Below are 24,933 nucleotides of genomic sequence, written 5' to 3'. Positions count from 1 at the left end.
GGTGGGTCAGAATTCGATCGGTATTGACACCATAAATGATGGCGTAATCACTGGCGAACTTACCGAAGCTCTGCTTTTGATTTTCGCTCAGACTCGGCAGATGTTCGCCGCTGCGCAACACGGTATTTTGTAGAAAATCGGTAAAGGCTTTACGCTGGTCGCCTTCTTTATCACCACATGCGGTGAGTTGCAGCACAATAAGCGCCCCAGCAAGTAATAGGCTGCTGCGCACCCAGAGGCGGGAAAGTCCTGAAGCCATGCGTTCAACTCCTGTTAGTAAACGGGCTGATGTCTAGGGAAGAATGGCCTAAAGAATAGAACAAACACGGGAGCGCACACAACGTGAAACCCGCGCGGTTACGTATTGTACGCACAACCTGCTCGTTCAGCCTTCTCCTGTCAGCTGAACTGAATCCCAAAGCTTGCCCGTTCAGATTGTCAGGCAGCAGGCGCACCACAGGGCGTATCCGCGATCCTCTCCGCCTCCCCGCTGATACTCAATACACCAGCGCCTGGCCATCCTTACGGCTTTCAGTCGCGGCGATATAAAACCCTTGCGGATCGCGCACAATCACCTGTGCTCCACCAAAGTTATAGTTGCTTAGCGGATCTTCCAGCACTACGTTATGCCCCAGCCGACGCAGCGCGCTCAGCGTATTACGATCGATTGTTGACTCGAATACAACCTCACGCCCTTGCACGACGCGCCAGCGCGGTGCATCAATTGCCGCCTGCGGGTTTTGCTTATGCTGCATGATGCGCAGCGCCAGTTGCAGATGTCCTTGCGCTTGCATCGGTCCGCCCATTACGCCAAACGACATCAGCGGTTGCCCCAGCGCATCCAGCGCGAAGGCCGGGATGATGGTATGGAACGGGCGCTTATTTCCCGCGACCGCATTTGGATGATGAGGGTCCAGCGAGAAACCCGCGCCGCGGTTTTGCAGACTGATACCGGTTCCCGGCACCACCACGCCGGAACCAAAGCCCATGTAATTAGACTGAATAAATGACACCATCATGCCGCTGGCGTCGGCGGTTGAGAGATAAACCGTGCCACTTTGCTGCGGCGAACCAAAGGTAAAATCGCCTGCCTGTTCCGGGTTAATCAACGCCGCGCGCTGCTTAAGATAGCCTTCGCTCAGTAGCAAATTAGCCGGGAATTCAAGATGATCTTCATCGGTGACGTAGCGCTCTAAGTCCACCAAAGCCAGCTTCATCGCTTCGATGGAAAGATGCAGCCACTGCGGAGAATCCGGCGCGTATTGACCAATATCCCACGCCTCCAGAATGCCAAGCGCGATTAATGTAGCAATGCCCTGGCCATTCGGCGGCAACTCCTGAACCGACCCGCCAGCAAACGGATGCGACAGCAGCTTCACCCAGTCGGCGCGATGTTTTTTTAAATCTTCCAGCGTCAGGGCGGCGTTATGCGCCTGCGCAAAAGCGGCAATCTTTTCTGCCAGCTCACCACGATAAAAACTTTCACCGTTGCTTTCGGCTATTTTCTGTAGCGTTTCGGCCTGCGCTGGGTTGCGGAACAGCTCGCCAATGCGCGGCGGACGCCCTTCTGGCGCAAAACATTCCACGAATCCCGGCTGATTTTTCAGTTTGTCGTAACCGCGCTGCCACAGTTGACCAATCAATGAGGAGACTGGAAAACCGTCGCGCGCATATTCAATTGCCGGTTGTGCCAGTGTGGTTAGCGGCAGGGTGCCAAAACGTTCGGTTAAGGTTACCCAGGCAGAGACTGCTCCAGGCACGGTGACGGCATCCCAGCCGGTTGACGGCATTTGACTGTGACCGGCAAAACGCTCTGGGCTCCATGCCGCCGGCGCGCGACCTGACGCGTTCAATCCATGCAGCTCTTTACCATCCCAGATAATGGCGAACGCGTCACTGCCAATACCGTTGCCTGTTGGCTCCAGCACCGTCAGCGCGATGGCGGTGGCAATTGCGGCATCAACTGCGTTACCGCCTCGCTGCAACATGCGCATGCCTGCCTGTGCAGCCAGCGGTTGTGAAGTGGCAACCGCATTGCGGCCCATCATCGGTACACGATGCGAAGGGTAGCTGACATCAAAATCTACTGTTTCTTTCATAAAGACTCCTTTTGTTCAGTCGTTATGCCAATCAAGCGCGTCGCGTCATTCGTCATGCTCAGCCTAATGGCAAGTTGCACAAAAAAACGGCACGTGTAGCGTTTGCGTCAGTTATCCGTAAACGGTATTAGCATCGCGCCCTGTATTAGCTGTGCTCGCCCCGCACGTCACCGGTTGGTTTCGGCTGATAGTGGAGCTAAAGCACCTGAATTCATCTTTAACAGCAGCCTGCCGTATTAAGTTGTTATTAGAAAACCCTTTCTGCTGATGTTGTGGCATAGCCTTGAAAGACAGAAGGCGAACAGCGTTTGGTGTGGGTGGAGAACCGGCGGAAACAGCACAAACAAACGATACAGCAGGCATTCTGGGTCAGTTCAGAAGGTGGGAGAGGATATAGAGCTTAGGGTTGTCTCACCGTTAAGCGCAATTATTCAGTAACGGCAAGGAAAAGTGCTAATAAAAGACGATATTAATCAATTGGTTATTGGTAATTAGGTTGAGGCGCTAGCACAAAGTTAAAAAATAATCATAAATTGTTCAGCAAACCGTCAGGTCTCTATCCATACTTATCATCCCGGCATTTGTTGCATTGCCCTGACATCTTTAACAAGCAGTGCGCAACAGGCTGTGTCCCGTAATGGTTTCACCTATAACAAAAACAAACCCTTGCGGGATACAGCCTGATTTGTCTGTTTTCAGAATCTGATTTCAGATTCCTACCTTTCTACTTTCAGGTGATTCATAGTGAGTTTTAAGGAGTTCTCTATGGAATTAAAAGACCCAATGTTTGAATTGCTCAGCAGCCTTGAGCAGATTGTTTTGACACGTGATAAACGCGCTATTGATTCGGAGATTCAACTCCAGCCCGTCATGCCAGAACCACAACGCTTGCGTGAAATGACCGGTATGAAGGTTGATGAATTTGCCAAAGTGATGGGTGTTAGTGTTTCTTCTGTGAAAAGTTGGGAGGCACGCCGCACACGTCCTTCAGCCACCGCACAGAAATTGATGAAATTGCTTCATGCCAACCCCTATCTTGGGCGGCAGTTACTTGAATAACATGAGAAAAACAAAGGGACCCGCCGCTGGCGGGTTTTTTTTAGCTTAAGCCACGGTATTTCGCGGTCTGCTTGATAAACCAACTCTCCGGCACACTATACGGCGGCTGTCCTAGCTGAGCGATGCCATTTTCGATAATGATAGATGCCTGTTGCCAAAGCTGGGCATGGCCCTGTTTCAGCAGGCCGATCTGCACCTTCTTTTCTATCAGATAAACCCGGGCAAAATGTGGATCAAAACGCACAATGGAACGCGTATTGTCGATAATATCCGCTAATTTTATGGTTTGCGCTGCGGGAGAGGCGCTGGCGGTGTGTTGAAAATGGGCCAGCTTGCGTGCGGTACGGTTTTTTGCCGCCAGCTGAGCGCTATCGGTCAACATCTCTACCAGTTCAGCCACGCGTGGGCCGAAATGATCAGCAATATCGTTTAAGGTGGTGGCGGTATCTTCAACCGTATCGTGTAGCCAGGCCGCGGCCAGCGAATGTTCGTCATTACTGACGCTACGGACTAATTCAACCACCGCCGCAGGGTGTACAATATACGGCTCATCAGTGTATTTGCGTCGCTGGCCTGCTTCGGCATGGGCCTGCGTGGCATAGCGTCGCGCCCTGTCATCCAGAGAATCCAACATGCTTTAATCTCCAGCATAAGAAGCGATTTGCAATTATTTAGCGCGCTATCTGTGTTTTTACTCACGAATACTTATCAAGATGACAAAAAATGGGAGGCGGCGCTACCGTACCGTTGCTAAATCCATTGCTGCGCTGCGCGCTGTATTATGATCTTCTGATAGAAATAAGGCCTGTCAGAGATTGTTTACGTCACGTATTTTAGCCGTTCGCCATTCTCAGCTTTCACGCCATGATGAATGCCGGGTAATCACATTGTCCGAAGCAGGGCAAAGAATCCTGATGCTGTTTTCAGACGCTGTTGAAACCCCGGGCCGCAGCAGTTTAAGAGGGATGAGTAGATTAAAAAAACAGGCGATCGTTTATTAATCATATTATTTACTGGTCTAACCAATCCTTGCATGTTTTACTGCTTCCCTTCGCGGTAAACCGTTTAGACATTTCCGACATTTTGTCCGTTGCGCTAATGAAACGAACTCTATTGCAACCTGGTAGTCACACTAACGTTCGATAAAGCGCAAACTCTAGGGAAACACCATTTTTCATGAATTATATTAAAAAACTAACGCAGCAAAAGCTGTCGCTATTGCTGGCGTTGTACATCGGTATCTTGCTGAATTTACCTGTTTTTTATCGCCGTTTTGATGGGTTTTTAACTAAATCAACGTTAATAAACTGGGTAACTGCCGCCACGGAAGTAGTGGCAATTGTTGTACTGACTTTCTTTCTGATGCGCCTTCTGTCGCTGGGCGGCAAGAAAATTTATCGCGTGCTCGCGACCTGTCTTGTGCTTATTTCGGTTGCTTCTGCTTATTACATGACTTTTTTCAATGTGGTCATTGGCTATGGCATTGTGGCATCCGTAATGACCACCGATATGGATTTGTCGAAAGAGGTTATTGGCCTGCACTTTTATGCATGGATGATATTAGTCAGCGCGCTGCCGCTGCTGTTGATTTGGCGTAATAATCTGAGCCTGACCCTGAATGAGCAGTTACGAACGCCGGGCCAGCGTCTTAAACCTACGGTGATCATGTTGGTTTGTGTGGCGCTGGTCTGGTTGCCGATTCGCTATTTCGATAAGCTGCAAAAAGTTAATGAAGATATTACGAATGTCGATCTGCCCAGTTATGGCGGTATCGTAGCGCACTCTTATTTACCGTCAAACTGGCTGGCGGCGGTGGGGTTATTTGCCTGGACGCAGTTTGATGAAACCCTCGACGGTCAGGAACTGCTCGATCCCGCGAAGAAATTTACCTACGTTGCGCCAAAGGGATTAGACGACACTTATGTGGTGTTCGTAATTGGGGAAACTACGCGTTGGGATCATATGGGCATACTCGGTTATGAACGTGATACCACGCCGAAGCTGTCTAAAGAGAAGAATTTAGTGGCGTTCCGTGGAGAGTCTTGCGACACCGCGACCAAACTGTCGCTGCGCTGCATGTTTGTGCGTGAAGGTGGCACAATGGACACGCCGGGACGCACGCTGAAAGAGCAGAACGTATTTGCGGTGATGAAAGAGCTGGGCTTCACTTCAGAGCTTTTCGCTATGCAGAGCGAAGTGTGGTTCTACGATAATGTTAACGCCAATAATTTTGCTTTCCGTGAGCAGATTGGTTCTGAGAAGCGCAACCAGGGTAAACCGGTAGATGACATGCTACTGGTGCCGGAACTCAAAGCCTCGCTGGACCGCTTCCCACAAGGCAAACACCTTGTGATACTGCATACCAAAGGGTCGCATTATCTGTATTCGCAGCGCTATCCACGTAGCTTTGCACGCTATCAGCCAGAATGTATAGGCGTTGATGACACCTGTAGCAAAGCGCAGCTGATTAACGCTTATGACAACTCGGTATTGTACGTGGATACTATGCTTGACAGCGTTCTTGATCAGCTACGAGATAAAAAAGCGATTGTGTTTTATGCAGCAGATCATGGTGAATCGATCAGCGAAAACATGCACCTGCATGGCACGCCACGTGAAATGGCACCGCCAGAGCAGTTCCGCGTGCCAATGATGGTCTGGGCCTCGGATAAGTATCTGGCCGATCCCACTAACCGCAGCAATTTTGAACGTTTGCAGGCGCAGCAGCGCGTAGGGAAAACCCATCGCCACGTTGAATTATTCGATACCATACTGGGTTGCCTGGGTTATACCTCACCGGATGGAGGCATTAACGCAGCCAATAACTGGTGTCAGGTTCCGGCTTCTGGCAAGGCCAGTTCACTGTGATTACTGCCTGAAACTTATTGCTGCGCGAGCCTATTTTCGCGCGCCGCATGCTTTCCAGGCGATCGACAGGGAAAACGTAAAAAGCGGTTGACGCTATAAATGGGGCGAAGTACTATGCGCCCCCATCGGCGAGTAGCGCAGCTTGGTAGCGCATCTGGTTTGGGACCAGAGGGTCGGAGGTTCGAATCCTCTCTCGCCGACCAGTTTTAGAAACCTGCTTTTTAAAGCAGGTTTTTTTTCGCCTGAAGTCAATGAGGATGAGAACCTCCGAAGGAGGTTTGAGCCGAGCGGAGCGAGACAACGTTGCTTCAGCAACGGCCCGCAGGGCGCTTCTCAGCGAGAAGCGTCATCCTCTCTCGCCGACCAGTTTTAGAAACCTGCTTTTTAAAGCAGGTTTTTTTTCGCCTGAAGTCAATGAGGATGAGAACCTCCGAAGGAGGTTTGAGCCGATTCATTAGCGAAGCGGCTTTGTTGAATAAATCAGCTTCAGGACGAGTGACTCTGTAGCTGACCGGGTTTTCAGGCAATACGCACGCTTTCTGGCATACCAGCCTTCGTTATTTTATTCAGCGCACGCACCATGCCCAAAGCCTCTGCTACCTGACCATCGTAATCACGCAGCGTCAGTGAACCTCCGAACAGTTGCTTTACCCTGTACATGGCCGTCTCCGCTATCGAGCGACGGTTGTAATCTGTTGTCCATTTCCACCGGGCATTACTCCCGGTCAGCCGCTGATTCGCTACTGCACGGTTACGGTCTGCGTACTCTACGGGCCAGTAACCCGCTCCTTTTCGGGGCGGGATGAGGGCACTGATTTTCTTGCGCCGCAGTTCATCGTGACAGAGTCGGGTGTCGTAAGCGCCGTCTGCTGCGGCTGCCCTGATTTTTCTGTGTGTCTGCCGGATAAGACCCGGGAAAGCTTCTGAGTTCGTGACGTTGTTCAGAGACAGGTCCGCGCAGATGACTTCATGTGTTCTGCTGTCAACGGCCAGATGCAGCTTCCGCCTGGTACGACGGCGCTCTTTGCCGTGATTTTTGACTTTCCATTCGCCTTCACCAAAAACCTTCAGCCCGGTGGAATCAATCACCAGGTGTGCGATTTCACCCCGGGTGGGTGTTTTGAAACAGACATTAACCGACTTTGCCCGCTTGCTGACACTGCTGTAATCCGGGCAGCGCAACGGAACGTTCATCAGGGCAAAAATGGAATCAATAAAACCCTGCGCAGCCCGCAGGGTCAGCCGGAACAGGCGTTTAATCATCAGGACGGTGGTGATGGCAAGGTCAGAATAGCGCTGAGGTCTTCCCCGTGATGAAGGCGTTGCCGACTCATACCAGGCATGAGTCGCTTCATCGTCCAGCCAGAAAGTGAGGGAGCCACGGTTGATGAGGGCTTTGTTGTAGGTGGGCCAGTTGGTGATTTTGAACTTTTGCTTTGCCACGGAACGGTCTGTGTTGTCGGGAGGATGCGTGATCTGATCCTTCAACTCAGCAAAAGTTCGATTTATTCAACAAAGCCTATCACCGTTGGTAACGGTGAATTTCAGGAACCCATTCGTACCAATCACTATTAATAGCCGGGTAGCGCAAAGCCATTTAAAATAAGCTCCCTCAGGGTGACTCATGAGTAAAGTCGGGTTTTACCTGCTGCTGCTGGTGCTTGCACCTGTCGCCGCGGTGATCATCATTACGCCGATGGATAGCCAAAAGCAGTATATTTTTGGCTTAATCAGCATCGGTATGATGTTTCTATTGGGTTTCAGTAAAAGTCGGAAAGTAACTGTCGTTATGGTGCTCCTTTCTGCGCTGATGTCCAGCCGATATATTTGGTGACGCACCACAGAGACGCTGCATTTTAATTCAGAAATTGAAGCCATCATGGGCATCGGCTTATATTTGGCTGAGCTTTATGTCTGGGTAATATTACTTCTTGGCTTTCTGCAAACTATCTGGCCATTAAAACGTACTATCGAACCGCTGCCGGACGATACCAGTCTGTGGCCAACGGTGGATATTTACGTACCGACCTATAACGAAAGCCTTGAGGTCGTGTGCGACACCGTGCTGGCGGCGCAGTGTATTGATTATCCGCGCGATAAGTTAAAAATTTATTTGTTGGATGACGGCAAGCGCAGCGAGTTTGCCGTATTTGCCGCCGATGTGGGTATCGACTACATCACCCGTGATGACAACAGACACGCCAAAGCCGGTAACCTTAATCACGCAATGAAAATCACAAAAGGTGAACTGATTTGCGTGTTTGACTGTGATCACGTGGCAACCCGCACTTTCCTGCAGGCTACCGTTGGTCCGTTCCTGAAAGATGTCAGGCTGGCGCTATTACAGACGCCGCACTACTTCTATTCACCCGATCCGTTCGAACGGAACCTGCGGGCAGCGCGCAATATTCCCAATGAGGGAGCGCTGTTTTATGGTCCGGTTCAGCAGGGGAATGACAACTGGAATGCGACTTTCTTTTGCGGTTCCTGTGCAGTGATCCGTCGTTCGGCGCTGGAGCAAATCGGCGGCTTTGCGGTTGAAACCGTGACGGAAGATGCGCATACCGCCCTAAAAATGCAGCGCCTGGGTTGGGGCTCGGCGTTTCTGTCAATTCCGCTTGCGGCTGGTCTGGCGACAGAACGTCTTGGTCTGCACATTATTCAGCGTAACCGCTGGGCGCGTGGTATGACGCAGATTTTTCGCGTTGATAATCCGCTGCTAGGCCGGGGCCTGAAGTGGCAGCAACGTTTGTGTTATCTCAACGCTATGCTGCACTTCCAGTTTGCTCTGCCGCGTGTTGCGTTTCTGACCGCGCCGCTGGCTTATTTACTGTTTAACCTCAATATTATTCACTCTTCGGCGCCGCTGATTTTTGCTTATGTATTACCCCATCTGGTGATGTCGCTCTACGTCAACTCGCGGATGAATGGCCGTTTCCGTTACACCTTCTGGGGTGAAATCTATGAAACAGTCATGTGTTTCCATTTGGTTATCCCGACGGTCCTGACCATGCTGTCACCGAAACACGGTAAATTTAACGTAACGGATAAGGGCGGCGTACTGGATCAGGGCTTCTTTGATTTTCATATCGCGCGTCCTCATGTCATCGTTGCGCTGCTGCTTTCCGTTAGCATTGTGGCTGGCATAGTGCGCGCGGTAATGCATGACTACTTCGGCGTTGATCCTTATGTTATTGCCCTGAACGTCGGCTGGGCAGCTTTCAGCCTGATCATCCTGATGGCGGCGATTGCCGTCGCGCGTGAAACCCGTCAGGTGCGTAAAACTATCCGTATTGAGGTGCAAATTCCGGCGATTATCCACTACGCCAGCGGGATTTCGTTACGCACCATGACCAGCGATATGTCGATGGGGGGCACGCTGCTGGATGCGCCAGAGGGTCACCATGAGTCTGATGAAATCGAAGAGATCGATCTGCTGTTAAAGTCCGGCACGATCACTATTCCGGTAAGCAAAATTTCCGCGGACGAAAAATGTATTCGCCTGAGCTTTGGTGCCATGCCGCTGTCGCGTCGTCGCGAGCTGGTGCGCGTGGTCCTGGCACGCGCCGATGCATGGATTCAGCCGGAATATAAGAAAGATAATCCGCTGGTTTCTCTCGGCACCATTGTTCGTACCGTTTTTGAGTTGTTCTGGCTAACCTGGAAAGACCGCCAGGCGAAGCGAAGGAGAGCCGCTCAGCGCGCTGCCGCGAAAGAGGACAGCGCAGCATGAAAATCCTGAAAAAAACGCTGCTGGCAAGCCCGCTGGCAGTCGCGCTGTTGCTGGCGCCAGCCTGGTCTGAAACGCCGTTAGTGGATGGCAACAGCAATGATGCACCGGTAAACAGCGCTGCGCCTGTGGTGACGCAGGATAGCAGCGCCTTGTCACAGACTACGCCAGCAGAAGAGCAGGAAAGTGCCGACCCCCAACTGGAAGCGGCAGCCAGAGCATTACCTTATGCGCCAGGCCAGGCCGTCACCGCGCCAGTGGATGTACCGCCGCCAATCGTCAGCGCGTCGCTGAATCAGCCAGTCAGCAGCGCTATTACCGTCGCGCAAATGGGCCAAACCCAGGGCATCACGCTGTCTGGTGGTCAGTTGCAATCCGGTATCGTTTTTACGCTGCCCAATGATGAAGTGGTGACCAATGCGCATCTCAATCTGTCGCTGCGCGTGTCGTCAGCGCTGGCCGCGCGTAACACCTCCCTGCAGCTGATGCTGAACGGTCAGCCGCTGGGGACTTTGCCACTAGGTGCTGGCGACAGCGATGTCAGTGATTATCAGCTGGATATTCCGCCAGCCATGGTGGTATCCAGCAACAATCTGAGTTTCAAAATCAATGACGCAGACAAATTGCTGTGCGAGAAAGAGAGCGCGGGACAGTATCAGGTTACTATTTTGCCGAAAACCACGCTCTCCCTTGAGGGACAGCAGCTGAACATCGGCACCAGCCTGCGTAATTTCCCCCGCCCGTTCCTCGATCCACAGCGCATGTCAGCGGCGAGCGTGACGTTTGGTTTCGCCAGTGATGTGGCGCCAGATTCGGTCAGCGCCGCGGCATTGATTGCATCCTGGCTTGGTATTCAGAGCGACTATCGCGGTATTCGTTTCCCGGTAGTGCGTGGCGAATTACCGGAAAAAAACGGCATCCTGTTGGGCCATCCTGGCGACAGGATTGGCTCGCTGACGTTCCCGACGAGCACGGGTCCACAGCTGCAAATGGTGGATAACCCCAATAATCCGGTTTACAAGCTGTTGCTGGTAATCGGCGAAAATGAAACGCAGCTGCGTCAGGCCGCTTATCGCCTGACCACGCAGCCACTGACCACGGATGCCAGCAGCCTGCTGGTGCAGCCGCAGATGCTCGCCAGCCGTAAACCGTACGATGCGCCGCGCTGGATCAACACCAGCCGTCCGGTGCGTTTGAGCGAACTGTTGCGAAAAGATCAAAGCCTGACCAGCACTGGCCTCTGGCATGATGCATTACGCGTAAATTTCCGTGCTGCGCCCGATCTGTTCCTGTGGGATGGCGATACGGTGCCGGTGAGTTTGCACTATCGCTTTCCGTCAGAAAGCTGGCTGGATGAAAATACCTCGTTACTTAACGTGATGCTGAACGGCACTTTCTTACGCAACCTGACGGTGAATAAAGTCGGCCTGCTGGAAAGTGCCTGGCGTCTCCTGGGAGGTGATGCGCGCCAGGAACAGTATCGGATCGACCTCGATCCCTATCTGATCTACGGCGACAACCAGTTGGTGCTGTATTTTAATATCGCGCCAAAGAGCGATGCGCCATGCGGTGTGCTGCTGAATAACAACATTAAAAGCCGCATCGAAGAAGATTCATGGATTGATTTGAGCCACACGCGTCACTTCAGCCTGCTGCCCAATCTGTCTTACTTTGTTGGGGCATCGTTTCCGTTCTCGCGTCTGGCAGACTTTAGCCAGACCATGCTACTGCTGCCAGAAAAGCCCTCCGATGCTGAAATCTCAACCTTACTGGATCTGGCAGCCCGTGCCGGCAACGCTACGGGCGTTGCGCTGATACAAAATCAGGTGCTGTTTGGCATGCCGAATGGGGGCACCAATCTGGCGCGTTTGCAGCAAAGCGATGTGTTGGCGCTCAGCACCACGGACAACAGCAACTTTAATCAGGCGATGCTGGTGAACTCACCTTACGAAGCCAGCGGCAACACGCTTGGCGTCAAAGAGCCGGATACGCTGGAAAAAGCCCGCGCCTGGCTAATGGGTGACTGGTATCGCCAGCAGCTGGATGCCGATCGTTACTTCTCATCGAACGAAGCGTGGCGTGGCTTTCTGAGCTATCGCTCGCCATGGAACCCGGATCGCCTGGTGGTGATGACCATTGCCACCAGCGATGAGCAGCTGTTGCGTCTGCATAGCGACTTAAGTTCAGCACGCATCAACGCCGGGATTCGGGGGGATACGGCCATCATTACTGATGAAAACGGTATCCGCAGTTTCCGCGTTGGCTCACAGTTCCCGAGCGGTGAAATGCCCTGGTACATGATGGTGATGTGGTATGCCAACCAGCATTCCGTTTTGATGGCGCTGGCGGCGTTGTTGCTCTCAGCACTGACAGGAAGCGCAGCGTGGATGATATTGCAGCGCCACGCGCAGCGCCGCCTCAATGTAAAAAACGATCGCGATTCCGGCAAGAAGTAAGGAATAAAAATGAAAAAGAATCTGTTGAATGCCGGCATCCGTCACGCACTATTGCTGGGCAGCGCACTGTCGCTCTCTCAGTCGCTGTTCGCGGCTGAGATGATAAACCCTGCGTTACAGGCGCTGTTTGATCAGGCCACTTACTGGCATCAGAAAGCTCATGACGATCTGGCAAAAGCATCGCTGCAAAAGGTGTTGATGGTTGAACCCAACAATACCCAGGCGCTGTATCTGCTGGCGCTTTATTCACAGCAAAGCGGGGACAGTGTCAGCGCTGCGCAATATCGCGCACGGCTCAGCCATGTTTCGCCGGATGATGCGCACTTAAGCGAGCTGGATACCGCCCGCCAACTGCAAACCATTCCACAGGCGCAGCTCGCGTTGGCACGCCAGCAGGCACGCAGCGGTAATATCGCGGCGGCGCTGCAGACGTGGCGCAGCACCTTCAATGGCAACGCGCCGCCAGCCAGCGTCGCCGCAGAATATTATCTGACCATGGCGGGTGACCGCACGCTGTTGCCGCAGGCAGCAGAGGCGCTGCGGCAGTTCTCGGCTGAACATCCACAAGATACTGCGGCGAAGCAGGCGTTGGGTAAAGCGCTGACGTATCAGGAATCGACGCGTCGCGAAGGGATTGATGTGCTGAGTTCGCTGGCGGATGGCAACAAAGATGCCGACCGCTCGCTGCGTCAGGCGCTGTTATGGCTCGCTCCACAAGCTTCCGATGCTGCGATCTATCAAACCTGGCAACAACGTCACCCACAGGACACGGCGGTAATGAATTATTACCACAGTCATGTCGGGGGCGCTGAGAAAGGCGCAGGTTTTACCGATCTGAATAGCGGCGACGTAAGCGGCGCGCAAAGTAATTTTGAAAAAGTGCTGAGTGCTAACCCCCAGGATGCCGATGCGCTGGCAGGGATGGGTTATGTTTCCCAGCGCGCGGGACGTTATCAGGAAGCCGCCGATTATCTGCAACGCGCTGCACAGTTAGGTGGCGATCAAGGGCCGGAACGCCAGAAACAGGCCAATGATGCACATTTCTATGCGCAACTGGCTAACGCGCAGCAGGCGCTAAAAAGTGGCGATAATGCGCAGGCTCTGGCCTTGAGCGAACCGCTGAGCCAGGCCGAAGGCGAGAAAGGTATTGCTGCTAAATTATTTCGTGCCGATGTACAGCGTCACAGTAATCAGCTGCAGCAGGCAGAACAAACTTATCGATCTGTTTTACAAATCGATGCAGACAATCGCAGCGCAAAAGAGGGGTTGTTTTACGTGCTGCGTCAACAAAACCGCAGCGCTGAAGCCAGTTCGTTACTGGCGTCCTTGCCGGACAGCGTGCAGCAAAGCACCGCGCCGCGTGGCAGCAGCACCGATCCCATCCGTCAGCAGGCCAAACGCCAGCTGGCAGCGGGCAATGCCAGCGCCGCGCTTGCTACGCTGCAACAGGGCATACAACGGTATCCAAACGACGGCTGGTTGCGTCTCGACCTGGCTCGTCTGTATCGTCAGCAGGGCAGCAATTTACAGGCGGCCAGCGTGATGCAACCGGTTATGCGCAGCGGCGCCAGTAGTAACGAATTGTATGCCGGCGCGCTGTATGCCAGCGAAAACGGCGGCCGGCAGCAGGCCAGCGTGTTGCTGACGCGTATTCCGTCCGCTGATCAGATGCGTGATATGCGACAACTGGCGCAGCGCGTGAATTTCAATCTGCAAATGCATATTGCCGATCAGTACCTGGCGCAGGGCTCCATTGCCGCCGCAGCCAACACGCTGAAAGCGCTGGCTACAAACCCGCCAGCCAATCCGATCGATGCGGGTAATCTGGCGCAGAAACTGATGAAGGCTGGCGATTTAACAACGGCGGTCGCAGTGGTGCATGGAAATATGCAGCGCGGTGTGCAGGGCAATGCGGGTGAATATGCTGCGCAGATGGCGGTGCTGAATCAGGCTGGCCTGGGTGGCGAAGCACAAAACTTTCTCAGCAGCCCGGAATTACAGGCGCGCAGCACGGCCGCCCAACTGGCCGATATTCGAAATGGGTACCTTATTAATGAAGCAGATCGTCTGCGTCAGCAGAAGCAGTATGCGGCAGCCTATGACAAGCTGATCGGCGCACTGCAACACGATCCACAAAATCGCGATCTTATGTTCGCCATGGCGCGTCTGTATCAGGACGGCAAGATGAATAAGGATGCGGCCGTCATCTATGACTATCTGATGACGCAGGACACGTCAACGCAAGAGGCGCGGGTTGGTGCGATCAACGTTGCGTTGGCACAGCACAATATACAGCGGGCTAACGACCTGACGCGCGGTCTGACGCGTACGCAGGCGCCCGACCATCTGCTGCTAATGGCGCGTGTGGCGGAAGCCAACGGCGACCATTCTCAGGCGATGGTTTATCTGCGCAACGCACGTGGGCAGTTAATTGGGCTGCAAGGCGCACAAGGCGAAGGTCTGCCAACCATGGGCGGCCAGGCGCTGGCCGACAATCCGTTTATCAACCGCAGTACATCCCCGGTGGGCGGGTATGGCACGGTGTTGCCGTGGCAGGCAACGCCTGCGTCAACCAGCAGTGCCGTTGGCGTCACGCTGGCAGGCGGCCCCGGCGTACCTTCGCAGCAGGTACAGATGCTGCATCAGATCGACAGCATGATGGACACGTTGCAGGAAAAAACCGGAACCTGGGTACAGGGCGCGATGCAGATACGTGAACGTGATGGTGAGTCGGGTCTGAGCAAAATCACCGAAGCAAAAGCACCGCTGACTTTCTCCACCGTGCCGTTTGGCGAATCACGCTTCGACTTCACCATGACGCCGGTCTCTCTCACTGCAGGCAGCGCGTCGGGTGATGCGTGGCGTCGCTTCGGTGCGAATCCACTGATTCAGGGCGCCGTGGTCGCTCTGGGTGGCGCCACCGTGAACGATGTACCGAGCGCTTCCACTGACTCGCAAAAAGCGACAGGTGTTGAACTGAATTTGGCGTTAAAAGGCAGTAACTACAAAATTGATTTGGGTAGCACCCCGCTGGGTCAGGATCTCAGCACGCTGGTAGGCGGCGTTCAATGGTCGCCAAAGCTGACTGACTTCCTGACGTTGATTTTGACCGGCGAACGCCGCGCGATGACCGACAGCCTGTTGTCTTATGTCGGCGTAACGGATAAGGCGTCTGGGACAAAATGGGGGCGCGTCACTAAAAACGGCGGCAATGCCTTGCTGAGTTACGATAATGGCGATGCAGGCTTCTACGCCGGTGGCGGGGCTTATAGTTATCTTGGTGAAAACGTTGCCAGCAATAACAGCATCCAGGCCACAGCGGGCGCCTATGTTCGGCCTTTCCATTATGACGATCGCGAACTCAAAGTGGGCATGAGCTTATCCTGGATGGACTTCTCGAAAAACCTCAGTTATTTCACGTACGGTCAGGGTGGTTATTTTAGTCCACAGAACTATGCATCAGTGTCGTTCCCGGTTGATTTTTCACGTAAGTTCGATGATTTAAATGTCAGCGTTGGCGGCTCAGTCGGCTATCAAACCTACAGTCAGGATAAAAGTGCTTACTTCCCGAATGATCCCGAGGCGCAGGCCGTCATGAATCAATTGGCTTCATTGGGTTACGCCAAAGCGTCCTACTATTCAGGTAACAGCAAAAACGGTATCGGCTATAACCTGCATGCCGGTGCCGATTATAAAGTTAATAAAGACGTGACGATTGGCGGCCAGCTTGGCTATGACACCTTTGGTGATTACAACGAAAGCACGGCGCAGTTGTACTTCCGTTACATGTTCGGAGAAAAGTAATGAGTGAGCATTTTGGCGGGGTTTCACACCCGCATCAGCCCGGCTGGTTTGATCTGGTTAGCGTATTGCTGGAAGGTATGGTGGCGAATGCCGGTCAGGAAGAGGCGGAAGCCTTTTTGCAGAACCGGGGCGAAGCGCTGGCGGCGCGCTATCCTTTGCCAGAAGCGCATAGCGTGCAAGATTTGGAGCGTGAAATTAACTTACAGCTGGCGCGCTTCAACTGGGGCTTTGTGCAGCTACAACCGCAAAATAATGCGCTACTGTTACAGCATCATGCGTTGCCAGCGGGTGACAACGTGCAGGGGGCGGCTGACTGGCAATCTGCCTTTGGTGCGGTGCTGGCGGGATTATATTCGGGCTGGTTACAGGGTCAGGGCGGCAGCGCGACAGTCCCGGTCACACTTGAACGGAATGACGGCAGCACGTTGCATTATCGCTATTAACAGGATGCTGGGATGAGAGCTAAGGGCTGGTGGCGTTGGGTATTGTGTTTCATGGTGATGGCCGTTAGTACACAAGCCGCCGCAAATGGCTGGGAAACGTTTAAAAGCCGTTTTATGACGTCAGACGGGCGCATCACCGATACCGCCAATAATAATGTCAGCCATACCGAAGGTCAGGGCTACGGCATGTTGCTGGCGGTTGCGAATGACGATCGCGCCACCTTTGACCGGCTGTGGCAATGGACGCGTACTCACTTGCGCAATCCGCAAAACGATCTGTTTTACTGGCGCTACACGCCGGGCGCAGACGATCCGGTGGCGGATAAAAACAATGCCTCGGACGGTGACGTGCTCCTTGCCTGGGCATTGCAGCGTGGTGCGCAAAAGTGGCAGAGAGAAGATTATCAGCAGGCCTCAGAACGCATACAGCGCGCAATCGTGAAGCTTAATGTGATCACTTTTGCTGATCATACGGTCATGCTACCGGGCGCGCAGGGCTTTAATAAAAACAGTTATATCGTGCTGAACCCATCCTACTTTTTATTTGCCGCCTGGCAAGCGTTCGCCCAACGCAGCCACCTTCAGGTCTGGACCAGACTGATTAACGACGGCACGGATTTGCTGAGCAAGATGCATTTCGGCCAAACCGGCTTGCCGCTGGATTGGGTCGCGCTGAATGCCGATGGTTCGGTAGCGCCCGCGCTGGGTTATTCGAACCGTTTTAGTTATGACGCGATCCGCATCCCCCTGAATATCTGGTGGTACGATCCGCACAGTCAGGCACTGGCACCCTTTCAGCGGGTCTGGCAAGGTTACGATCGGCGGCAAACGCCCGCTTGGTTTGATGTGCTGGCGAATACACCCGCGCCTTACAATCTGGGTGGCGGCTTACTGGCGATTCGTGATTTGATGATGAGTGAAACCGGGTACCTGAGCGATAACCTCTCGTCGGATCAAAATTACTTCTCGGCCAGCCTGCAATTGCTGACATGGTTAGCCAGTCAGGAGAAACGGTAGCGTTTATTACTGCACAAAGTGAGCCGCTAGCGTCAGGTGAAAAAGCACGACTGCGACTGACGCTGGCGGACATTATCGACGCGACGTTAAATGGCCAGCCTGGGAATACGGCGCGGGGAAGGGATCGGGACAGCCCCCGTCGCCCGTGCCGTAGACGGATTTTAAATAAAGTGCGTTGTTCTGATTCTGCTTCGTCATGCTGCATCTCCCTCAAAAAAAACCTTGCGCTGGGATATACTTGCTGCGCATTTTCCTGTCTGATAACTGAGCTTTTTTTATAGCCGGGAGAGAATTTTTGCGGGTAAGTCGGTCGCTTACGATAAAGCAGATGGCGACAGTGTCGCTGGTTGCGGTCATCACCATCAGTATCTTTATCGTTATCCAACTGTTTCATTTTGTGCAGCAGCGCAGGATTGACTACGCCCAGCAAATGGAAAATATCGCGCATACCGTGCGTCAGCCTCTGTCTGAAGCGGTACTGAAAGCCGATATTCCGCAAGCCGAACGCATTCTGCACTCTCTCCGACCGGCGGGAATCCTGTCGCGCGCTGACGTGATGCTGCCAAACGCATTTCAGGTACTGCATGCCGACTTTGTGCCAGAAAAACCGGTGCCACGCTTAGTGGCGCGGCTGTTTGAGCTGCCGGTACAAATCACGCTGCCCCTTTATTCCGTCGAAAACACCGGCTCGCCGAAGCCCCTGGCATATTTGCTGTTACAGGCTGACTCATCGCGCGTATATCAGTTTATCCTCAGTACGTTTTCGACGATGATCACCACTTATTTGCTCCTGGCGCTGATCCTTTCGGTGGCCGTTAGCTGGTGCATCAACCGTTTGATCATCCATCCGCTACGCGACATTTCCCGTGAATTGCAGGAGTTGCCGCCGCAGTCGATCCTGGCGCATAAGCTGACGCTACCGCAGGGGCATCATGATGATGAAATCGGCATGTTGATCCGCAGTTATAACCGCAATCAGCAGGTACTTGAGTCGGTACATGATGAAATGAGTCGTTTGACGACGCACTTTGATGTTACTGATTTACCAAACCGCGCGCTGTTCCTTGCCTTGCTCGACCAGCACACACGTAATCGCGCTAAGCCGTTTGGCTTGATGGTGCTCCGCATTGAAACGTTGCAGGAAGCCAACGGTGTACTGAGTGATGAGCAGCGCGATACCTTGATGTTGACGCTGGTAGAAAAGATTCGCAGCACGATTGACGACCACACATTGCTGGCGCAAACCAGTACCAGCGACTTTGCATTGCTGATGAAGCGGGCTAATAACCCGTTTCGCACCATGCGTTTAGCCCGCAATCTGATGATTCGCCTTAATCAGCCGGTAAACCTGCAGCAATTGCAGCTACGGCCCAACGCCAGTATTGGTCTGGCATTACGTGATGACGAGCCGCTCAGCGCCAATGAGCTGCTGGATCGCGCCACCTCGGCGATGATGTCGGCGCGACATCAAGGCAAAAACCAGATACTGTTTTTCGACGCTGCGTTAACCGAGCGTGCACAGAAGCGTTTAACCCAGGAGCACGATATTTTACAGGGTCTGCACGACGAGCAGTTTGCGCTCTATTTCCAGCCGCAAATTGACATGCAAACGGGTGAATTAGCTGGCGCGGAAGCGCTGCTACGTATGCGTCAGCCGGACGGTAGCTATGGCTTGTCGGAAGAATTTATCGCCAATGCCGAAGAGCTTGGCGTCATCTCTGCTATTGGTCGCTGGGTGTTTGAAGAAGCCTGCCGTATCCTGGCGGCCTGGCAGAAACATGGGGTGATGATTCCCCTCAGCGTAAATATTTCAGCGGTGCAGTTGCGCGACGCCAGCATGGTGACACATCTGCAATCATTACTGGAACGTCATCGTATTGCACCTGGCACTTTTGTGCTGGAGATAACCGAAACCGCACAGATTGGTGATGCGGAACAGGCTATGTCGCTGTTGCGTATGCTGCAGAAAACCGGTGTGGCAGTCGCACTGGATGATTTCGGCATGGGCTATTCCAACCTGAATTACCTGCATCAGTTTAAAGCCTTGCCGGTGAATAAACTGAAAATGGATCGCAGCTTTGTGTCGGCGCTGCCTGTTGACGACACCATGGTGCGCATTGTGGCGGCTATCGCCGATATTATCGATCTTGATGTTATTGCCGAAGGTGTTGAAACCTGTGAACAGCGTGACTGGCTGCTGGCGCGCGGAATTCGCATCGGGCAGGGCTATCTCTACTCGGAAGCCGTTTCTCTGACACGGTTCAATCAGCAATGGATGAGAAAGCTGGCACGACCAGAATAATCACCTGCTTTATTGATTTTGCAAGAATTTTAGTTACAAAAGTCAAAGCTGAAGCGTTTCAGTTCAGAATTATGTCTGTATCATTTCCCTGGGCTTTGTAAGCCTGTATTAATCCCGTAAACAGAATGTTATTTTTCGACTACCGGTGATGTCTGGATATACCAGTCTGCCGGTCATGATAACGAATCCGACAATATCGTCATTTCTGTCGCTAGTGGACACCTGTTTATGAAAACCTCGCTGTTTAAAAGCCTTTACTTCCAGGTGCTGGTTGCCATCGGCATCGGCGTTTTGATGGGCCATTTTTATCCGGAGTTAGGGACTCAGATGAAGCCGTTAGGTGATGGCTTCGTAAAACTGATCAAGATGATCATCGCTCCCGTTATTTTTTGTACGGTGGTGACCGGTATAGCTGGCATGGAAAGTATGAAAGCCGTTGGCCGCACGGGCGCGGTTGCGCTGCTTTATTTTGAAATAGTCAGTACTATTGCGCTGATTATTGGGTTAGTCGTGGTTAACGTCATTCAGCCTGGCGCGGGAATGAACGTTGATCCGGCAACGCTTGATGCCAAAGCGGTGGCAATGTATGCACACCAGGCCGAGCAGCAGGGCGTGGTTGCTTTTTTGCTGGACGTGATCCCCAACAGCGTGATCGGGGCATTTGCCAGCGGCAACATTCTGCAAGTGCTGATGTTCGCCGTCCTGTTTGGCTTTGCGCTGCATCGTTTGGGTAATACGGGCACGCTGATTTTCAACGTTATTGAAAGCTTCTCGAAGGTAATTTTCGGCATTATCAATATGATCATGCGCCTTGCGCCAATCGGTGCTTTTGGCGCCATGGCCTTTACCATCGGCAAATATGGCGTGGGTTCACTGGTGCAACTCGGCCAGCTGATCGTTTGCTTCTATATTACCTGTGTTCTGTTTGTGACGGTGGTGTTAGGTCTGATTGCGCGCGTAGTCGGCTTCAATATCTTCAAGTTCATCGCTTATATCAAAGAAGAGTTGCTGATTGTGCTGGGCACTTCCTCTTCCGAATCGGCGCTGCCGCGCATGCTGGATAAGATGGAGCGCCTGGGCTGTAAGAAATCGGTGGTAGGGCTGGTTATTCCAACGGGATATTCGTTTAATCTTGATGGTACCTCGATTTACCTGACGATGGCCGCCGTTTTTATTGCCCAGGCGACCAATGCACATATGGATATTTTCCATCAAATTACTTTGTTGATCGTACTGCTGCTTTCTTCTAAAGGCGCAGCGGGCGTGACTGGCAGCGGCTTTATCGTATTGGCAGCAACGCTTTCAGCGGTAGGGCATTTGCCGGTGGCGGGCCTGGCGTTGATTCTCGGTATCGACCGTTTTATGTCAGAAGCGCGTGCGTTGACCAATCTGGTCGGCAACGGCGTGGCGACAATAGTCGTTGCAAAGTGGGTCGATCAGCTGGATGAAGTGCAGTTAAAAGAAACTCTGTCAGGCGAAAATAAGGTGAAAAAAGCGTCTGAACCCACCGTTTAATCATTGATCTTCTCTTAAATCCCCACAAATGCCCGCTGTCACTTGCCCTGACAGCGGGCATTTGGATAATGAACCTCAAAATGTTTTTCACTTCGTTGCGCGACATCCTGACCTTCCTGTGGTCAAAGCCTTTGTTGAGGAATAACAGCGCGGTCCGGCATTCTGCCGGTTCGCTAATAACAGCGGCAAATCGTGCCAGCGATAATGATTTTTTGCATTGTTTGAGTAGGGGTTTACATGCAGGGCACCAGAATTCGGCTTTTGATGGGTGGATTAATGCTGGCTGCAACCAGCTATGGTGTACAGGCAGAAACGCTGCAACCGGATCCGGCCTGGCAGCAGGGCAAACTGGATAACGGATTTAACTGGCAGCTTCTGACAACGCCGCAACGTCCGAGCGATCGTATCGAACTGCGGATGGTGGTTAATACCGGCTCGCTGGTGGAAGGAACGCAACAGGCAGGCTTCAGTCATCTGCTGCCGCGCCTTGCCATGGTGCATAACGCCGCGCTCGATACCAGTCAACAACGTGCTTTATGGCAACAGGCGATGGATCCACAGCATCCGCTGCCGCCGGTTATCGCGTCCTATGATTTCACTCAATACAACCTTAGCCTGCCCAATAACCGCCCGGAGCTGCTGAAAGAAGCGCTGAACTGGCTGGCGGCTACCGCAGGCAATATGTCAATTACCGAACAGGTAGTGAATACCGCGCTCTCTGCTTCCGATCCCGTCGCAACCTGGCCGGCAAATACCCAGGATGTGTGGTGGCGCTATCGCCTGAAAGGCTCGGCGCTGTTAGCGCATGATCCCGCTGAGCAGCCACGCGCGCCGGTGGATTTAACGCAATTAAAAGAATTTTACCAGCAATGGTATACGCCGGATGCGATGACGTTGTATGTGGTCGGTAACGTTGACAGCCGCAGTTTGTCGGAACAAATCAATAAAGCCTTCTCACCGCTGAAAGGTAAACGTGACGCGCCTGCGCCGTTGCCGACGCTTTCACCGCTGCCGAATGAACCGGTAAATCTGGTAAATGGCAATATGAGCCAGGATCGCTTGTCGCTGGTATGGGACACGCCCTGGCAACCGATTCGTGATTCACATAATCTGCAACGGTACTGGCAGGGAGATTTAGCGCGTGAAGCGCTGTTCTGGCATGTGCAGCGCGCATTAAGCGACAGTAAAGCGCAGGGTGTACAGGTTGGGTTTGATTGTCGCGTGCTCTATCAACGCGCCCAATGCTCAATCAATATGGATGCGCGTAACGATTCGCTGGAACAGAATATGAACCTGGTGGCACGCGAACTGGCGAAAGTGCGGGATAACGGCTTGCCGCAGGAAGAGTTTGATGCGCTGATGGCGCAAAAGTTGCTGGAGCTGAACAAGCTGTTTACCACCTATGCCCGCACGGATACCGATGTTCTGATGAGTCAGCGTCTGCGTTCCCAGCAAAATTCAGTGGTGGACATCGCCCCTGAGCAGTATCAGAAATTGCGTCAGGCGTTTCTGGCTGGTTTAACGCGCGATCAGCTGAATCAGGAACTGCGTCAGCAACTCAGTCAGGAACTGATGATGATGTTGCTCCAGCCGGAAGGCGAAGCAGAAACTAATGTGAAAATGCTACAAAGCAACTGGGATAAAGTAATGGCACCGTCAGCGGTTCCGGCCACGGGCGGTGATGCTGCTCAGCCGGACAGTGATACAGCACCACCGGCTTCTTAATTTCTCAGGTTTTTGCCCTGAGCCATTCGGTCACCAACATGGGCCAACTGGCGAGGGGCAAATCTGCCAGGCCCCGAATACCAAAGCCGTGTCCGCCCTTCTGATAAAAATGCACTTCCGCTGGCACATTGTGTGCCCGTAATGCGCTAAAAAAGACCATGCTGTTATTCACGGATACCGATTCATCATCGGCGGCGTGGATCAATAATGTCGGCGGCACCTGAGCATGTACGCGTGTTTCCATTGAATAAGCATCGATCGTTTTCTGATCCGGCCAGGCGCCTAACAGACGGGTGCGTGAACCCTCATGTACCAGTCCTTCACGCATACTGATCACCGGATAAATCAGCACCATCGCATCCGGACGTGGAGCGTAATTTTCAGCGCTATCCTGCGTTGGATAGAGTTTTTCCGCGAAACGCGTACCCAGGCTGGCAGCAACATGGCCGCCTGCGGAGAACCCCATCATGACAATATATTTACCATTCAGGCCACGCTGCGCGCGCTCGCGTAGTACTCGCACCGCACGTTGCGCATCGGCCAGCGGCGCATCCGGGCTTTAATGATGGCCATCGTATGGCAGGCGATAAGTCATTACCGCCAGCGTGTAACCCATTGAGGTGAAAAATGTGGCGAGCGCGCTGCCTTCACGATCGATCATCACGCGATGGTAACCGCCGCCAGGCGCGACCAGCAAGGTGATGCCATTAGATTCAACCGGATGCCAAATCGCCATCTCCGGGCAGCGTATGCCCGTGGCGGCTCGATCGTATGGCTCGTACTGTTTTGCCATATCAACAATTTTCGGTTGAGCGTGCGAATCGCTGGCACCTGGGGCGTCTCCGTGCGGCCAGATATTGATGATTTCTGTATTCATAACGTGTCCTGATACGAGAGCTGTTTTAATTGTTTTGTTCGCGGCCGGGTAAACAGCCTCCTGCTGTTATTGGTTGAAAGATGGCCTTTTTTAACCCTGTCGTCCATCTGAAAACGGCAAGAATAAGCAGATTCAGACTGTGCCTGGGGAAGGGGATTTACTATAATATTTTGATTTGAATAGGATTTTATAAGGGAAGGGCAATGATAATTTATAACGTTTATAGAATGATTATTGGAACCAACGATATTTTCCTCAATAATTAATACGGGCATTGTTATCTCTCATCAACAAAAAGTTATCAGGTTCATTCATGACTTTCTTGTCAGGATGTTTTGATAAAAATAGAGGAAAAAGGCAGCCAAAGGCTGCCTAAAAACCACGAGGGCCGCATTCCTTTTCCGCTATACGAGAAAATTCACGGAAGCAGAGATGAAAAAGCCATAAATGCCGGAGAGTATATAAACGGCATCGAAACGCTCTATGTTTTTTCATTACGGCAAAACAACATAAGCTGGTGTTGAAATATCACTCTATTATTATAATAACAATATAACGTTAATTATTATTGTACGAGCGCGAGAATTATCTTAATCCATATTGATGGTAAAAGCTTTTTTTAATTACTATCAATAGTCACACGCTCACTGCTGGACAGGGCAGGTAAGTAACCCTGTTCAGCGTATCTTACAACTGAGTCACAGAATATTCACGTCAGTAAATCCTTTACCTTCATGATCAATATTCCAGATTGCTCTCTCGTTGTGAGACAGGCACAGATATAAAAGAAATAAGCTATAGAGTAAAGGCAAATAAAGCATTAATACGATTCGGATCAAAAAATAGCTTCACAGGCGGCTTCTTTATTAGTGGATTATTTAATTGTTTTTGCTAATAAGAGGTGAGTAAATAAAATTGAATATTAATTGATGTATTAAAAATATTAAGAACCTATCCCAAAAGGATTTTATTCCAGACAATGATGCTGCAAGCAAAATGCAGCATCGCCTCGTAGTTTTCGACTTTCTTCTCCCATCG

The 24,933-nt window shown here is 52.3% G+C and carries 13 protein-coding genes, 1 tRNA gene, 1 other RNA gene and 3 pseudogenes; 12 read left to right on the top strand and 6 right to left on the bottom strand.

Features of this window, described 5'->3' with window-relative positions:
• Positions 1 to 259: DUF3053 family protein (locus tag H2P46_RS22360; RefSeq protein WP_193406951.1), on the bottom strand; the 259-nt coding region annotated here is incomplete at its 3' end.
• Positions 260 to 497: 238 nt separating this feature from the next.
• On the bottom strand, positions 498 to 2,099 hold the full coding sequence (locus H2P46_RS22355; RefSeq protein ID WP_193406950.1) for a gamma-glutamyltransferase family protein: 1,602 nt from the start codon (positions 2,097 to 2,099) through the stop codon (positions 498 to 500).
• Between the two features lie 765 nt (positions 2,100 to 2,864).
• On the opposite strand from H2P46_RS22355, the gene H2P46_RS22350 reads away from it, so the two are divergent.
• Positions 2,865 to 3,158, top strand: a complete 294-nt coding sequence (locus tag H2P46_RS22350; protein ID WP_193406949.1) for an HTH-type transcriptional regulator — start codon at positions 2,865 to 2,867, stop codon at positions 3,156 to 3,158.
• Between the two features lie 40 nt (positions 3,159 to 3,198).
• Here H2P46_RS22350 and H2P46_RS22345 read toward each other — a convergent pair whose 3' ends face one another.
• On the bottom strand, positions 3,199 to 3,792 hold the full coding sequence (locus H2P46_RS22345; protein WP_193406948.1) for an HD domain-containing protein: 594 nt from the start codon (positions 3,790 to 3,792) through the stop codon (positions 3,199 to 3,201).
• A gap of 542 nt (positions 3,793 to 4,334) precedes the next feature.
• Here H2P46_RS22345 and eptB point away from each other — a divergent pair.
• The 3 genes from eptB (at position 4,335) to H2P46_RS22330 (ending at position 6,392) form a co-directional block, all read left to right on the top strand.
• Positions 4,335 to 6,026 carry a kdo(2)-lipid A phosphoethanolamine 7''-transferase gene (gene eptB / locus H2P46_RS22340; protein WP_193406947.1) on the top strand — a complete coding sequence of 564 codons (1,692 nt, stop codon included), beginning with the start codon at positions 4,335 to 4,337 and terminating at the stop codon, positions 6,024 to 6,026.
• A gap of 126 nt (positions 6,027 to 6,152) precedes the next feature.
• Positions 6,153 to 6,229, top strand: a tRNA-Pro gene (locus H2P46_RS22335).
• Positions 6,230 to 6,262: 33 nt separating this feature from the next.
• Positions 6,263 to 6,392, top strand: a non-coding RNA gene (locus H2P46_RS22330) — RtT sRNA.
• A gap of 153 nt (positions 6,393 to 6,545) precedes the next feature.
• Here the strand turns inward: H2P46_RS22330 and H2P46_RS22325 are convergent.
• On the bottom strand, positions 6,546 to 7,514 hold the full coding sequence (locus H2P46_RS22325) for an IS5 family transposase (protein ID WP_193406946.1): 969 nt from the start codon (positions 7,512 to 7,514) through the stop codon (positions 6,546 to 6,548).
• Between the two features lie 136 nt (positions 7,515 to 7,650).
• Here H2P46_RS22325 and bcsA point away from each other — a divergent pair.
• The 8 genes and pseudogenes from bcsA (at position 7,651) to H2P46_RS22285 (ending at position 23,018) form a co-directional block, all read left to right on the top strand.
• Positions 7,651 to 9,759 (top strand): annotated as a pseudogene (bcsA, locus tag H2P46_RS22320) (UDP-forming cellulose synthase catalytic subunit).
• Positions 9,756 to 12,212: a cellulose biosynthesis cyclic di-GMP-binding regulatory protein BcsB gene (bcsB, locus tag H2P46_RS22315; RefSeq protein ID WP_193406945.1), complete on the top strand. Its 2,457-nt coding sequence runs from the start codon at positions 9,756 to 9,758 to the stop codon at positions 12,210 to 12,212. Before bcsA ends, bcsB begins: the two are co-directional and overlap by 4 nt.
• 9 nt (positions 12,213 to 12,221) lie before the next feature.
• The gene (locus H2P46_RS22310) at positions 12,222 to 16,016 is read left to right on the top strand and encodes a cellulose biosynthesis protein BcsC (RefSeq protein WP_193406944.1); all 3,795 of its coding nucleotides are present in this window, start codon (positions 12,222 to 12,224) and stop codon (positions 16,014 to 16,016) included.
• Positions 16,016 to 16,459, top strand: coding sequence for a cellulose biosynthesis protein BcsD (gene bcsD, locus H2P46_RS22305; RefSeq protein WP_193406943.1), 444 nt, complete (start codon positions 16,016 to 16,018; stop codon positions 16,457 to 16,459). The genes H2P46_RS22310 and bcsD overlap by 1 nt, the downstream gene beginning before the upstream one ends.
• 12 nt (positions 16,460 to 16,471) lie before the next feature.
• Positions 16,472 to 17,476, top strand: a complete 1,005-nt coding sequence (locus H2P46_RS22300; RefSeq protein ID WP_193406942.1) for a family 8 glycosyl hydrolase — start codon at positions 16,472 to 16,474, stop codon at positions 17,474 to 17,476.
• Positions 17,477 to 17,771: 295 nt separating this feature from the next.
• A complete protein-coding gene (gene hmsP / locus H2P46_RS22295; protein WP_193406941.1) occupies positions 17,772 to 19,778 on the top strand; it encodes a biofilm formation regulator HmsP in 2,007 nt (668 codons plus the stop codon).
• Between the two features lie 228 nt (positions 19,779 to 20,006).
• On the top strand, positions 20,007 to 21,293 hold the full coding sequence (locus H2P46_RS22290; RefSeq protein WP_193406940.1) for a dicarboxylate/amino acid:cation symporter: 1,287 nt from the start codon (positions 20,007 to 20,009) through the stop codon (positions 21,291 to 21,293).
• 237 nt (positions 21,294 to 21,530) lie between these two features.
• Complete coding sequence (locus tag H2P46_RS22285) at positions 21,531 to 23,018, top strand: M16 family metallopeptidase (protein WP_193406939.1); 1,488 nt, start codon at positions 21,531 to 21,533, stop codon at positions 23,016 to 23,018.
• A gap of 4 nt (positions 23,019 to 23,022) precedes the next feature.
• On the opposite strand, the pseudogene H2P46_RS22280 reads toward H2P46_RS22285, so the two are convergent.
• Both H2P46_RS22280 and H2P46_RS22275 read right to left on the bottom strand, forming a co-directional pair.
• Positions 23,023 to 23,895 (bottom strand): annotated as a pseudogene (locus H2P46_RS22280) (alpha/beta hydrolase).
• A 951-nt stretch (positions 23,896 to 24,846) separates the two neighbouring features.
• A pseudogene (locus H2P46_RS22275) lies at positions 24,847 to 24,933 on the bottom strand (IS5/IS1182 family transposase); the annotation flags it as partial.

This window comes from Mixta mediterraneensis (assembly GCF_014946725.1).
Lineage (GTDB): Bacteria > Pseudomonadota > Gammaproteobacteria > Enterobacterales > Enterobacteriaceae > Pantoea > Pantoea mediterraneensis.
Note: the sequence above shows the minus strand (reverse complement) of the source record. Positions and strands in the feature narration are given on the sequence as shown.

Excerpts from the sequence above, each read along its gene's own strand:
- H2P46_RS22310 (WP_193406944.1), top strand. The coding sequence starts at position 12,222 with ATGAAAAAGAATCTGTTGAATGCCGGCATCCGTCACGCACTATTGCTG.
- eptB (WP_193406947.1), top strand. The coding sequence starts at position 4,335 with ATGAATTATATTAAAAAACTAACGCAGCAAAAGCTGTCGCTATTGCTG.
- H2P46_RS22300 (WP_193406942.1), top strand. The coding sequence starts at position 16,472 with ATGAGAGCTAAGGGCTGGTGGCGTTGGGTATTGTGTTTCATGGTGATG.
- H2P46_RS22350 (WP_193406949.1), top strand. The coding sequence starts at position 2,865 with ATGGAATTAAAAGACCCAATGTTTGAATTGCTCAGCAGCCTTGAGCAG.
- H2P46_RS22285 (WP_193406939.1), top strand. The coding sequence starts at position 21,531 with ATGCAGGGCACCAGAATTCGGCTTTTGATGGGTGGATTAATGCTGGCT.
- H2P46_RS22345 (WP_193406948.1), bottom strand. The coding sequence starts at position 3,792 with ATGTTGGATTCTCTGGATGACAGGGCGCGACGCTATGCCACGCAGGCC.
- bcsD (WP_193406943.1), top strand. The coding sequence starts at position 16,016 with ATGAGTGAGCATTTTGGCGGGGTTTCACACCCGCATCAGCCCGGCTGG.
- H2P46_RS22355 (WP_193406950.1), bottom strand. The coding sequence starts at position 2,099 with ATGAAAGAAACAGTAGATTTTGATGTCAGCTACCCTTCGCATCGTGTA.
- bcsB (WP_193406945.1), top strand. The coding sequence starts at position 9,756 with ATGAAAATCCTGAAAAAAACGCTGCTGGCAAGCCCGCTGGCAGTCGCG.
- H2P46_RS22290 (WP_193406940.1), top strand. The coding sequence starts at position 20,007 with ATGAAAACCTCGCTGTTTAAAAGCCTTTACTTCCAGGTGCTGGTTGCC.